The 12,711-nt window shown below is 69.6% G+C and carries 13 protein-coding genes; 11 read left to right on the top strand and 2 right to left on the bottom strand.

The window, feature by feature from the left end; genetic code table 11:
- Positions 1-92: 92 nt before the first annotated feature.
- From rpoZ to ABIC28_RS20490, 7 genes are all read left to right on the top strand, one after another.
- Positions 93-395, top strand: coding sequence for a DNA-directed RNA polymerase subunit omega (gene rpoZ, locus ABIC28_RS20520; protein WP_027499672.1), 303 nt, complete (start codon positions 93-95; stop codon positions 393-395).
- A gap of 10 nt (positions 396-405) precedes the next feature.
- Positions 406-1,701: a bifunctional phosphopantothenoylcysteine decarboxylase/phosphopantothenate--cysteine ligase CoaBC gene (gene coaBC / locus ABIC28_RS20515; protein ID WP_354580568.1), complete on the top strand. Its 1,296-nt coding sequence runs from the start codon at positions 406-408 to the stop codon at positions 1,699-1,701.
- Positions 1,702-1,853: 152 nt separating this feature from the next.
- Positions 1,854-3,068: a methionine adenosyltransferase gene (gene metK / locus ABIC28_RS20510; RefSeq protein WP_097209893.1), complete on the top strand. Its 1,215-nt coding sequence runs from the start codon at positions 1,854-1,856 to the stop codon at positions 3,066-3,068.
- A gap of 131 nt (positions 3,069-3,199) precedes the next feature.
- Positions 3,200-5,161, top strand: a complete 1,962-nt coding sequence (locus ABIC28_RS20505) for a primosomal protein N' (RefSeq protein WP_502945054.1) — start codon at positions 3,200-3,202, stop codon at positions 5,159-5,161.
- Between the two features lie 98 nt (positions 5,162-5,259).
- On the top strand, positions 5,260-5,658 hold the full coding sequence (locus ABIC28_RS20500; protein ID WP_354580652.1) for a VOC family protein: 399 nt from the start codon (positions 5,260-5,262) through the stop codon (positions 5,656-5,658).
- Positions 5,659-5,779: 121 nt separating this feature from the next.
- Positions 5,780-6,010, top strand: coding sequence for a DUF2188 domain-containing protein (locus ABIC28_RS20495; RefSeq protein ID WP_169310482.1), 231 nt, complete (start codon positions 5,780-5,782; stop codon positions 6,008-6,010).
- Between the two features lie 41 nt (positions 6,011-6,051).
- Positions 6,052-6,846: a class I SAM-dependent methyltransferase gene (locus ABIC28_RS20490; RefSeq protein ID WP_354580563.1), complete on the top strand. Its 795-nt coding sequence runs from the start codon at positions 6,052-6,054 to the stop codon at positions 6,844-6,846.
- 12 nt (positions 6,847-6,858) lie between these two features.
- On the opposite strand, the gene ABIC28_RS20485 is transcribed toward ABIC28_RS20490, so the two are convergent.
- On the bottom strand, positions 6,859-7,968 hold the full coding sequence (locus ABIC28_RS20485; RefSeq protein WP_354580561.1) for an FAD-dependent oxidoreductase: 1,110 nt from the start codon (positions 7,966-7,968) through the stop codon (positions 6,859-6,861).
- A gap of 138 nt (positions 7,969-8,106) precedes the next feature.
- Here ABIC28_RS20485 and ABIC28_RS20480 point away from each other — a divergent pair, with 138 nt between their 5' ends.
- From ABIC28_RS20480 to ABIC28_RS20470, 3 genes are all read left to right on the top strand, one after another.
- Positions 8,107-8,718, top strand: a complete 612-nt coding sequence (locus tag ABIC28_RS20480; RefSeq protein WP_354580559.1) for a TetR/AcrR family transcriptional regulator — start codon at positions 8,107-8,109, stop codon at positions 8,716-8,718.
- 116 nt (positions 8,719-8,834) lie between these two features.
- Complete coding sequence (locus tag ABIC28_RS20475) at positions 8,835-9,509, top strand: PadR family transcriptional regulator (protein ID WP_097209888.1); 675 nt, start codon at positions 8,835-8,837, stop codon at positions 9,507-9,509.
- A gap of 88 nt (positions 9,510-9,597) precedes the next feature.
- Positions 9,598-10,641, top strand: a complete 1,044-nt coding sequence (locus ABIC28_RS20470) for an esterase/lipase family protein (protein WP_354580557.1) — start codon at positions 9,598-9,600, stop codon at positions 10,639-10,641.
- A 24-nt stretch (positions 10,642-10,665) separates the two neighbouring features.
- On the opposite strand, the gene ABIC28_RS20465 is transcribed toward ABIC28_RS20470, so the two are convergent.
- Positions 10,666-11,856 (bottom strand): dipeptidase, encoded by a 1,191-nt coding sequence (locus ABIC28_RS20465; protein WP_097209887.1) that lies wholly within the window; start codon positions 11,854-11,856, stop codon positions 10,666-10,668.
- A gap of 314 nt (positions 11,857-12,170) precedes the next feature.
- Between ABIC28_RS20465 and def the strand changes: the two genes are divergently transcribed.
- Positions 12,171-12,710: a peptide deformylase gene (gene def / locus ABIC28_RS20460; protein ID WP_097209886.1), complete on the top strand. Its 540-nt coding sequence runs from the start codon at positions 12,171-12,173 to the stop codon at positions 12,708-12,710.
- Position 12,711 lies beyond the last annotated feature (1 nt).

The following is a 12,711-nucleotide window of genomic DNA, read 5'->3' as shown; positions in this document are numbered from 1 at the left end:
CGATCTCGACTAGCAGCACCTTTGCTCGAACCTGCAGTTCTCAGAAGTAGTTGCAGTTGAAACAAGCGCCGACCACCACAGGAGATTCGCCAGTGAGCGCAACTCAAGCAGCCTTGTCCGACGCCGAGCGACACGGCGTCCCGGCGTACGACACCCCGTTGGGCATCACCAACCCGCCGATCGACGAGCTGCTCGCCCGCACCTCCTCGAAGTACGCGCTGGTGATCTACTCGGCCAAGCGTGCGCGCCAGATCAACGACTACTACAACCAGCTCGGTGACGGCATCCTCGAGTACGTCGGCCCGCTGGTCGAGCCGGGCCTCCAGGAGAAGCCGCTCTCCATCGCGCTGCGCGAGATCCACTCCGACCTCCTCGAGCACACCGAAGGCGAGTGATACAGAGCCCGTGAGCGAGCTCCCATCGGATTCCGCCGACCGACCCCGCCGCATCGTCGTCGGGGTCGGCGGCGGAATTGCCGCATACAAGGCCTGTTCGATCATCCGCAGCTTCACCGAGAGTGGACACCACGTGCGGGTGATCCCCACGGACTCGGCTCTGCAGTTCGTCGGCCGCGCGACGTTCGAGGCGCTCTCCGGCAACCCGGTGCAGACCGGGGTCTTCGCCGACGTCCCGCAGGTGCCGCACGTGCGGCTCGGCCAGGAGGCCGACCTGGTGGTGATCGCGCCCGCGACGGCCGATCTGATGGCAAGGGCCGCACACGGTCGCGCCGACGATCTGCTCACCGCGACCCTGCTCACGGCCCGCTGCCCGGTGGTGTTCGCGCCCGCGATGCACACCGAGATGTGGGAGCACCCCGCGACGGTCGCGAACGTGGCGACCCTGCGCGAACGCGGCATCTGTGTGATCGAGCCCGCCTCCGGTCGACTCACCGGCAAGGACACCGGCGCGGGCCGGCTGCCAGAGCCGGACGAGATCGTCGGACTGGCGACCCTGCTGCTCGAGCGTCCCGACGCGCTGCGCCGCGACCTCGTCGGCCGCAAGATCCTGGTGTCCGCGGGCGGCACCCGTGAACCCCTCGACCCGGTCCGATTCCTCGGCAACCGCAGCTCCGGCAAGCAGGGCTACGCCATCGCGCGGCTCGCCGCCCAGCGCGGCGCCGAGGTGACCCTGATCGCCGGATACACCGCGGACCTGGCCGATCCGGCCGCGCTCGAGGTGATCCGGGTCCGCACGGCGGGTGAGCTGAAGGAGGCCGTCGACAAGGCGGCGGTCGCAGCGGAGGCGGTCGTGATGGCCGCGGCCGTCGCGGACTTCCGGCCGTCCACCATCGCCGACAGCAAGATCAAGAAGGGCGCCGACGAGCCCGACACGATCCCGCTGACCCGCAACGAGGACATACTGGCCGGGCTCGTCCGGTCGCGACGCGACGGCGACCTGCCGAACACCTCCGTGATCGTCGGCTTCGCGGCGGAGACCGGCGACGCGCACGGCGACGTGCTCACCCACGCGCGCTCGAAGCTCGCCCGCAAGGGCTGCGACCTGCTGGTGGTCAACGCGGTCGGGGAGGGCAAGGCGTTCGAGGTCGACCACAACGACGGCTGGCTGCTCGGCGCCGACGGCTCCGAGGTCGCGCTGGAGTACGGCTCCAAGGCCTTGATGGCCAGTCGGGTGCTCGACGCCCTGGTGTCCCTGCTCGACAGTGGCGGGGGCGCGCACGCACAGAACGGTTCGGCCTCGTAGTCTGAAAGTCAGACCCTTTGTCGCCGACCCCGGCGCGGAGGGAATACATTTCCGCTGATTTCATTTTTCTGCTGATTTCAATGGTTCATATCCGTCGTACCCCGCACTAGGGTCTGTGGGGCAATACCAACGCTGTGGCGAGAGGGAGATCTGTGAGCAAGTCCGGCAGTCGGCTATTCACCAGTGAGTCTGTGACCGAGGGACACCCGGACAAGATCTGTGATGCGATCAGCGACTCCATTCTCGACGCACTGCTCGAACAGGACCCGCGCAGCCGGGTGGCCGTCGAGACGCTTGTGACCACCGGTCAGGTGCACGTGGCGGGAGAGGTCACCACCACCGCGTACGCCGACATCCCCAAGATCGTCCGCGACAAGGTCCTCGAGATCGGTTACGACTCCTCGGCCAAGGGCTTCGACGGCAACTCCTGCGGCGTGAACATCGCGATCGGCGCGCAGTCCCCGGAGATCGCGCAGGGCGTCGACCACTCGCACGAGGCCAGGGTCGACGGCATCACCGACGACGAGATCGACCGGCAGGGCGCGGGCGACCAGGGCCTGATGTTCGGCTACGCCTGCACCGACACCCCCGAGCTGATGCCGCTGCCGATCGCGCTCGCGCACCGGCTCTCGCGCCGGCTGACCGAGGTCCGCAAGACCGGCGTGCTGCCGTACCTGCGTCCGGACGGCAAGACCCAGGTCACCATCGAGTACGACGGTGACAAGGCCGTGCGGCTCGACACCGTCGTCATCTCCACCCAGCACGCCGCGGACATCGACCTCGACAACCTGCTCACGCCGGACATCCGCGAGAAGGTGCTCGGCTCGGTGCTCGCCGAGCTGGGCGTGCCCACCCTCGACACCGCCGACGTCCGGCTGCTGGTCAACCCGACCGGAAAGTTCGTGCTCGGCGGGCCGATGGGTGACGCAGGCCTGACCGGTCGCAAGATCATCGTCGACACCTACGGCGGCATGGCCCGCCACGGTGGCGGCGCCTTCTCCGGCAAGGACCCGTCGAAGGTCGACCGGTCCGCCGCGTACGCGATGCGGTGGGTGGCCAAGAACGCCATCGCCGCAGGCCTGGCGGAGCGCATCGAGGTCCAGGTCGCATACGCGATCGGCAAGGCGGCCCCGGTCGGACTGTTCGTCGAGACCTTCGGCACCGAGCGGACCGATCCGGCGCTGATCCAGAAGGCGATCACCGAGGTCTTCGACCTGCGCCCAGGCGCGATCATCCGCGATCTCGACCTGCTGCGTCCGATCTACGCGCCGACCGCGGCGTACGGGCACTTCGGCCGCACCGACATCGACCTCCCGTGGGAGCGCACGGACCGGGCCGAGAAGCTGCGCGCGGCCGCCGGACTCTAGATGGCGACAGCGACGAGCCGCTCACCGAAATCGGTGGGCGGCTCGTGCCGTCGGTACGGGGTGGTCGTTTAGTGGCGGTGAGCGCGGAACGGGAACCGGCGGCGGAGCTGCCCGTCGCCAGGGTGATCCCGATGCTGCCGCTCGCGCACCTGGACCGCGAGTTCGACTACCGGGTACCGCGCGAGCTCGACGAGCAGGCCCAGCCGGGGGTGAGGGTGCGCATCCGCTTCGCGGGCAGGCTGGTGGACGGGTTCCTAGTCGAGCGCATCGCGACCAGCGAGCACCCCGGCAAGCTGGGCTGGCTGGACCGCGTTGTCGGTGCCGAGCGGGTGCTGACACCGGAGATCGCCGCGCTGGTGGACGCCGTCGCCCAGCGGTACGCGGGCACCAGGGCGGACGTGCTGCGGCTGGCGATACCGCCCCGGCACGCGCGCGTGGAGGCCGAGCCGACGGCCGAGCGGGGGCCCCTTCCCCCGTCACCCGGCTGCGAGGCCTGGTCGAGCTACGTGCACGGCGAGGCCTTCGTCTCGGCGGTGCGGGCGGGCCGCGGTCCGCGGGCGGTCTGGCAGGCACTTCCGGGAGAGGACTGGCCCGCCCGGCTGGCCGAGCTGGCGGCGGTGGTCGTGGCGCGCGGTCAGACCGCGGTGCTGGTGGTGCCCGACCAGAAGGACCTGGACCGGGTCGCGGCCGCGTCTGTGGACCTGGTCGGCGACGATCTGGTGGTCCCTTTGGCGGCGGGACTCGGTCCCGCGATGCGGTACCGCCGCTGGCTCGCGGCGCTTCGGGGCACCGCCCGGATCGTGGTCGGAACCAGGAGCTCGGTGTTCGCGCCGGTGCCGGACCTCGGCCTGATCGTGGTGTGGGACGACGGCGACGACAGCCATTCCGAGCCGCGCTCGCCGTACCCGCATGCCCGCGAGGTGGCCCTGCTGCGGGCGCACGCGAGCGGCTGCGCCCTGGTGGTCGGTGGTCACGCCAGGACCGCCGAGGCGCAGGCGCTGGTGAACTCGGGCTGGGCGCACGACCTGGTGGCCGACCGCGCCGAGGTGCGGGCCAAGTCGCCGCAGGTCACCGCCCTCGCCGATAGTGATCATGCGCTGGCGCGGGACCCGGGGGCCAGGGCGGCCAGACTGCCCGCGATCGCCTTCGCCGCGGCCAGGGAGGCGCTCAAGGCGGGAGCGGGCGTTCTCGTGCAGGTGCCGCGCCGCGGATACGTTCCGTCCCTGGCCTGTGGCAAGTGCCGGGCGCCCGCCCGGTGTCGACGGTGCAACGGTCCGATGTCGCTGGCGTCGGCGGTGGGACCGGACGGTGCCGGTACCCCGACGTGCCGGTGGTGCGGCGTCGCCGACGCCACCCATCGGTGCAACGCGTGCGGGTCGCGATCGCTGCGCGCCGTGGTCGTCGGGGCGGGCCGGACCGCGGAGGAGCTCGGCAGGGCCTTCCCCGGCGTCGCGGTGACGCATTCCGGCGGGACCGAGGTGACGGCGGCGGTCAAGCCGGGCCCGCGGCTGGTGGTGGCGACCGTCGGGGCCGAGCCGGTGATGCCGGGCGGCTACGGGGCGGCGCTGCTGCTGGACGGTTGGGCGTTGTTGGGGCGGGCTGACCTGCGGGCGGAGGAGGAGACGTTGCGACGCTGGATGACCGCGGGCTCGCTGGTGCGTCCCGCCGGCGAGGGCGGGCGGGTCGTGGTGGTCGCCGACTCGGGCCTGCCCACTGTCCAGTCGCTGGTGCGCTGGGATCCGGTTGGCGCGGCCCAGGCTCAGCTCGACGAGCGGGCGGAGGTCCGATTCCCGCCGACCGTGCACATCGCCGCGGTGGACGGCTCGCGCGAGGCGATCGAGGCGTTGCTGGCGAACGCGACACTGCCCGACGTGGTGGAGCGGCTCGGTCCGGTGCCGTTGCCGCCGGGCGAACGGTTGCCGTTCTCTGGTGACGGTCCGGAGCCTGCCGATGTCGAGCGGATGCTGCTGCGGGTGCCGCGGGGGAGCGGCGGCGCCCTGGCGAGGGCGTTGTCCGAGGCGCAGGCCGTGCGCGGCGCCCGGCGTGAAGCGGGGTCGGTCCGCGTGCAGATCGACCCCGTCCGGATCGGCTGAGGCCTCCCGATTCACCCCGCCGAAGAACATTGCTCGATAGGTTGAGAACCGGTGCGGAATCAACCATGGAACGAGTCCTTCGAGGAATCGAGCAGAAGATGTCCAGCTTCCCGGGCCTGGCCCACGTCGCCGTCACGGTATCCGACCTGGCCGCCAGCACCGCGTGGTACAGCGCATTGTTCGGGGCGGCGCCAGTGCTCGACGAGGACGAGGAGTCGGGAACCTTCCACCACACGGTGTTCGCACTCGACGACGGAATGCTCTTCGGACTGCACACCCACACCGGCGGTGGTGCCCCCACCACATTCGATGAACGGCACGTCGGTCTCGACCACATCGCGTTCCGGTGTTCCTCCGACGAGCTGCCCCGATGGCGGGATCGGCTCGACGCCCTTGGGATTGAGCATGGCGGGATCAAGTCGGCACATTACGGATCCGGTCTGTCCTTCCGCGATCCGGACAACATCGCTCTCGAGTTCTTCGCGCCGCAGGCGTAGACATTCGGTGTCCGCTCCGCCACCACCGGCGGCCACGGACCGGCGGTTGTGCTAGGAACGGGCAGGGCGTTCACTGGAAGTGGATTCGTGGTTCAACCGTCTGAGTCCGAGGAGGCTCGGCATGAAGCGGGCAACGCCATCGACAACGCGCAGGACCTACGACGTCTTGCCCCACGAGGGCGACGCGGCGCACTGCTGGGAGGTGCACCAGTACGGTTCGCGCGAGCACAACTACTACGGCACCGAGCGGGAGGCGATCGCCGCCGCCCGTGAACTGGCGCACGCGCATCACCCGGCGAAGGTGGTGCTGCACGGGCGAGATGGATTCGCGTACCGCGAATTCAACTGTTAGCGCGGGCGTTTCACCCTCTTGAGTCGGTCGCGAGGAGTGCCATGGGAGCTCGGCCGGAGCAGTGGGCGAGCGGCGAGGACTATCAGCGCTACATGGGCCGGTGGAGCCGCCTGGCCGCCGTCGAGTTCCTTCGCGGTCTGCCGCCGCTGCCCGCGGCCGTGTGGTGTGACGTCGGGTGCGGGACGGGTTCGCTGACGCAGGTGATCCTGGCCACGGAGCGGCCGACGCGGGTCCTCGGGGTCGACCCCTCGGCCCAGTTCCTGGCCGCCGCCGCGCTTCGTTCGGATGGGCGTGCGGAGTTCCGGCTCGGCTCCGCTGCCGCGATCCCTGCCGCCGACGGCGAGTTCGATCGGGTCGTCTCCGCGCTGGTGCTCAACTTCGTACCCGATCCGTGGGCGGCCCTGGCCGAGATGATCCGGGTCACCCGGCCTGGCGGGCTGGTCGCCTCCTGCGTGTGGGACTACGCGGACGGTATGGACATGATCCGGCTGTTCTGGGACGCCGCCATCGAGTTGGACCCGGCCGCCGCCGCGGTCGACGAAGGAGCCCGGTTCCCCCTGTGCCGCCCCGAGCCACTGCGCGAGCTGTTCGGTTCGGCGGGATTGACCCGGGTCAGGGTGGGGCAGGTCGAGGTGGACACCGTTTTCGCGGACTTCGATGACTTCTGGCGCCCGTTCCTCGGTGGTCAGGGTCCCGCCCCCGGGTACTGCGCGAGCCTGCCCGAGGACCATCGGGCCGCCCTGCGGGAGAGTCTTCGCGCCACGACCCCGCGGAACGCCTCCGGTGCCGTCCTCCTGTGCGCGCGGGCGTGGACGGTCCGCGGTCACCGGCCGTGAACCGGAGTCATTTCAGCCAGGTTGGAAGAAGGCGAGCATTCTCCGGCTGGCGTCCGGCGACATCAGGATTTCCTGCATGCGTGTGGACATCCGGGCGGCAGCGCTGGTGCGGTCGAACATCTCGCGTTCGTATTCTCTGACGGCGGCGGGAAAGTCGTCCGGGTGCGTGGCCAGCGCGAGACCGAGCACCGCGCCGTCGAGCAGCGCCATGTTGGCGCCCTCTCCCACCGGCGGCATCAGGTGCGCGGCATCGCCGACCAGCGTGACGTCTGGCGCCGACGGCCACGTCAGGCCGGCAGGGAGAGTGGTGATCGACCGCGGCACGACCGTGTCGTCGCACGCCGCGATCAGCGCGGTGAACCGTGAGTCCCAACCGGGGAGCAGGTCGATCAGCCGCGCCCGGGCGGCGGCCGGGTCATCGAACGGGATCCCGCAGGTAGCGAACCAGTCTTCACCGGTGTTATAGAAGCTGAGGCCGATGCGAACGCGGCCGTCGCCGTTGCGTTGCGCCGCCAGGGAAAGTCCGTTGCCGAGCACCCAGTAGTTGCCGCGCCCGACCATCGCCGCGAGGTCGGGGTGCGTGCGGTCGATGTCCGGAATGCCGACCTCCACGACGTTCTGCCCGATATGAGCCGGGCGGGCGTCGGTGAGCAGCGCGCGGACCCGGGACTGCGCGCCGTCCGCGCCGACCAGCAGGTCATACGTCGCGCTGCTCCCGTCGGCGAAGTGAAGGCGGCCGTTGTCGGCGGATTCGTACGCGTGCCCCCAGCGCACCACGTCTTGAGGGAGGGAATCCAGCAGCAGGTTGCGCAGATCGGCGCGGTCGACCTCGGGTCTCTCGAGCGGGGCGTCGTCGGGCGTGCCCTCCTGGAGCAGCAAGGTGCCGTCCGGCTCCAGAAGGCGCATGTCCTGTCCTTCGCCGCGGGCGATCGCGTCGAACTGGTCGATCAGGCCGGCCTCGCGCAGCGCTCGCTGCCCGGAATGTATGTCGAGCATGCCGCCCTGGCCACGCGCGCCGCGCGAGAGCTCACGTTCGTACACGACGGCGTCGACGCCGTTCACCTGCAACACCCTGGCGAGGGTCAGGCCGCCCAGTCCGGCTCCGACAATGGTGATGGTCACAGTCGCCCCCTTCGATACACCGATTCGTTCAATACACTGTATCGAACCATGCGATGTATCGTCGGCGGCATGTTGGTGTGGGAGAGGCCGGAGCCGCCGGATCGACCGGTGCCTGCCCCATTGAGCCGGGAGCGGATCGTGCGAGCCGCGATCCGGCTGGCGGACGCGGACGGGCTGGCGGCGGTGTCGGTTCGCAAGGTTGCCGCCGCACTGGACGTCGGGCCGATGCGGTTGTACGGCTACATCACCACCAAGGACGAGTTGCTCGACCTGATGGTCGATTCGGTCTACGCCGAGGTGCGGCCGGCCGGAGACGGCTGGCGAGAGGTCTTGCGGTCCCTTGCTGAAACCACCAGACAGGCTGCTCACCAGCACGAATGGCTTGCCGACCTGATCGGCGGGCGCCCCCAGCTCGGGCCGCATGCGTTGGCAAGAGGGGAAGCCGTGGTGGCCGCGATGGGCGGCGTCGACGTGGACGCCATCATGCCGGTGGTTGACGCGGTCAATGCGTACGTGATCGGCGCGGTGCGTCGGGAAATCACCGAACAGCGCGCCGAGCGGGCCAGCGGGATGGACAAGACGCAGTGGCAGACCGCCTTCGGGCCTTACCTCGAGCGGACCTTCGCTACTGGCCGATTCCCCGCGCTGTCCACGGTCATTCGCGACGGCGTCCACCTGGACGCCGACCAAACCTTCCGCATCGGACTCGACTTCCTCCTCGACGGCATTCAAGCCCGCATCTCGAGCTGACGCGGGACCCGTGTCACACCCATTTCGAGTGTGAGGCCAGCCATCCCCTTGCCACCGACTGTTTGTCGATATATCGTCGAAGACATAATTGACGCGAACAGTCGTAGGAGGCTGACATGGAACACATTCAACGAGAGCACGACCACGGGCGCGGCAGGCGCAGGCCCGGACGCGAGGGGCGCGATCGTCGTCGCGACGGATTCGGCCCCGGATTCGGTCCTGGTATGGCCTTCGGGCCCGGCCACGGTCCCGGCGGTCAGCGGCTCGGCCGTGGGCGCGGGCGCGGTGGACGCGGGCGGCGCGGCGACGTGCGCGCCGCGGTGCTGCTGCTCCTCGCCGAGGGGCCGATGCACGGCTACGAACTGATCCAGCGGATCGTCGAGCGCAGCAACGGCGTGTGGCGGCCGAGCCCCGGCTCGATCTACCCGGCGCTCGCACAGCTCGAGGACGAGGGCCTGGTGTTGATCGAGAAGGTGGCAGGCCGCAAGACCGCGCGCCTGACCGAAACGGGCGTCGCGTACGTGGAGGAGAACAAGGCAGACCTGGGGAACCCGTGGGACGAGGTCAGCGCCGGGGTGGGCCAGGAGGCGCAGGACCTGCGCGGACTGATCGGACAGCTGATGGGTGCGGCCGGCCAGGTCGCCGCGGTCGGGACCCCGGACCAGATCCGCAAGGCGGGCGAGGTGCTCACCGAGTCCCGCCGGGCGCTGTATCGGATTCTCGCCGATGATCCGAACCCGACGGCCACCACCCCGGCTTCGGACGAGACCGAGTCCGAGCCCGACGAGTGATCGGTGACCGAACCCCAACCGGACCGTGCTGAAATCGTGACCGCCCGGTGGTCCCGGGGCCGCGGCCACCGCGCGCATGATGTGGATCGTGAACCGGATCGATACGAGGGCGTCAGGGGTGGGAGCGGGTCGCAGGGTCGTCGCGATCATCTCGCTGACGTGCGCCGCCGCCGTCCTCCCGCTCTCGTCCGCTGACGCCCAATCCAGCACGACCCAGGGCGCCGGGTCGATCTCCGAGGTCCCCGAGAATCGCGGGCCTGTGCAGGCGACCCATGTCGACGCGGCCGCCTTCGCCCGAGAGCATCCCGGCACGACCCCGCCCGGATCGAACGACTTCTCCTGCAAGCCATCCGGCGCGCATCCGCGTCCGGTGATCCTCGCGCACGGCACCGACGCCAACGCCTACTCCGACTGGTCCGCGATCTCGCCCGCGCTCAAGGCGGCCGGGTACTGCGTCTTCGCCCTCAACTACGGGGGCAGGCCCGGCGGGGACTCGTTCGGGACCGAGGACATGCGGATCAGTGGTCAACAGACCGCGGACTTCGTGCAGCGGGTGCGTGCAGCAACAGGAGCCGAGAAAGTCGACCTGGTCGGCTTCTCCCAGGGCGCGACGGTGACGAGATACTTCGTCAACCGGCTCGGTGGGGCCGCGGCGGTCGAGCGGTGGGTCGGGGTGGCGTCGCCGTCGTACGGCGGGATCTTTTACGGGCTGGCTCCGGTCGTCGACGGAATCCCTGGCGGGGCCGAGGCCATCGAGGCCGTGCTCGGACAGGCCGTCGGCCAACAGATCCAGGGTTCACCATTCCTGGACGCGCTGAACGAGCCCGCCGACACCGTCCCGGGCGTGAGTTACACCACCATCGGCACCCAGTACGACGAGATGATCCAGCCCGCGTCGAATGTCGCCCTGCGCGGCCGGGGCGCGACGAACGTCACCATCCAGGCGCTGTGCCCGGAAGACCGGACCGGACACATGAACATGGTCTACGACCCGTTCACCATCGGCCTCGTGCTCCGTGCGCTCGATCCCGTTGCCCCGGAACCGGTCTGCGCCCCGGTGGCGCTGGGGACCGGGATCCCCGAGATGATGTACGAGAGCAACTTCGGTGGCGGCAGCAGCGACGGCAGTTGACCCGGTCGTGCGTGCCGCGGCGTCTCAGCCGGCGGGCAGCACCTCGCCCATCACGCGCAGCGTGTTGCCGCCCATGATCGCCCGGATCTCGTCGTCGCTGCGGCCGCGGTCGCGCAGCTCCTGGGTGATCACCGCGATCTCGCTGGTGTCCCAGGCGACCGTGGTCGCTCCGTCGTAGTCACTGCCCAGCGCCGCCGTCGCGAGGCCGCCGACCTCGATCACGTGCTCGATCGCGTCGACTACGGCGGCCGGGGTCAGCTCGCACACGGCCGCGTCCCAGTAGCCGATACCGACCACGCCGCCGGTGGCCGCCACCCCGCGGATCTCGTCATCGGTGAGGTTGCGGTTGACGTTGCAGGTGGCCTGCACGCCGCCGTGGCTCGCGACGAGGGGCCGCGTCGCACGCTCGAGCATCTCCTTGATTGCCGGGTGGCTGGCGTGGGCGATGTCCACGATGATGCCGCGCCGCTCCATCTCCGCGAAGACCGTCCGTCCGAGATCGGTCAGGCCGCCCTTGGCCTCACCGTGCATCGAGCCGGCCGCCTCGTTGTCGAAGAAGTGGGTGAAACCCGCCATCCGCATGCCTGCGTCGTAGAGCGCGTCGAGGTTCTCGGCCTTGCCCTCGAGGTTCTGCAGACCCTCGACCGAGAACAGGGCGCCGGTCACGTTCTGTCCCGCCGCGCGGTCCGCGAGCAGCGCCGCGAGCTCCTCTCGCGTCTTCACGAACCGGAGCTGACCGTCCGAATCCGCTGCCGCGTTCTCGAGCTTCTCCGCGTGATAGAGCGATCGCTGGAGAAGCGAGCCCCAGGTCCGCGGCGGCTGCAGCTGGGCGATCGTGAGGAGCTCGATGTTGTCGGTCTCGTCCGAGTTGGCGTCGTAGTTCTGGCCCTTCGGCGACTTGGAGACGGACGAGAAGACCTGCAATGCCACGTTGCCGTCCTGGAGGCGAGGCAGGTCCATGTGGCCCCGGCCGGAACGCTTGAGGAGGTCGCGATCCCACATCAGGGTGTCCGAGTGCATGTCCGCGATCTGCAGGCTGTCGTGGAGGCTCCGCGTCTGCGCGGTCACCTCAGGAAGATCGGCGGGCACCACCTTGTTCATGCTCCGCTCGATGGCGCCCGGCGCGATGGTGAAGAAACCGACGAGTGCCACGACGATCAGGACCAGGGAACCGAGCAGGACACGACGGGGCCACTTGCGCTTCGGGGACGACATGCCGCGAATCCTAAGGTGCGCGAACCAGTTTTGATCGAGTGTTGTGGGAACCCGAACGGATGCCGAGATCGGCCACGGTGGTTCCCGCCACTGTGACCTCCATCTGAGTTGGAACTTCACGGTCGGCGCACCGAAGTTCGGCACTCGGATTGCGCCAGGGCCCAGTCAATACCCCTTCGGGTGCGGTGTACATCACCGCGGCCGGAGTGTTTCTCGTGGTCGTGGAGCGCGCGGGTGTCATGGGGGACCCGCGGGCTTCCCTAGACTGTTCGTGACGTCGGACCAGACATGACGAGAACCGTGGGAGCAGATTCGTGAGTATTCAGCCCGTTCGCCTGTTCGGCGATCCCGTTCTGCGAACCCGCGCGGACGAGGTGGTCGACTTCGACCGGGAACTGCACAAGCTCGTCGCGGACCTCGAGGACACCATGGACGATGAGGGCGGGGCAGGTATCGCGGCACCTCAGATCGGCGTGAGCCTGCGGGTGTTCGCCTACAACTGCGGGGGCGCCGCGGGACACCTGATCAACCCGACCGTTCGCGTGATCGGTGACGAGGTCCAGACCGGGGTCGAGGGATGCCTGTCGATTCCGGGCGTGCGCGCCGAGTGCACCAGGGCGATGAACGCCGTCGCCACGGGCTTCTCGAAGTACGGCGAGCCGATCACGATCGACGGCACCGGGATCCTGGCCAGGTGTTTCCAGCATGAAACCGATCATCTCGACGGGGTCCTGTTCCTGGACCGGCTGGACCAGGAGGCCAGGAAGGACGCCATGCGCACCATCCGTCAGTCGCAGTGGTTCGGTACCCCGGAGCCGGCGCAGGCCGGTCCGTTCGGCAGGACGGTGCGCTGAC

The sequence above is a fragment of the Rhodococcus sp. PvR044 genome, assembly GCF_040548995.1.
Classification (GTDB): domain Bacteria; phylum Actinomycetota; class Actinomycetes; order Mycobacteriales; family Mycobacteriaceae; genus Rhodococcus_G; species Rhodococcus_G oryzae.
Note: the sequence above shows the minus strand (reverse complement) of the source record. Positions and strands in the feature narration are given on the sequence as shown.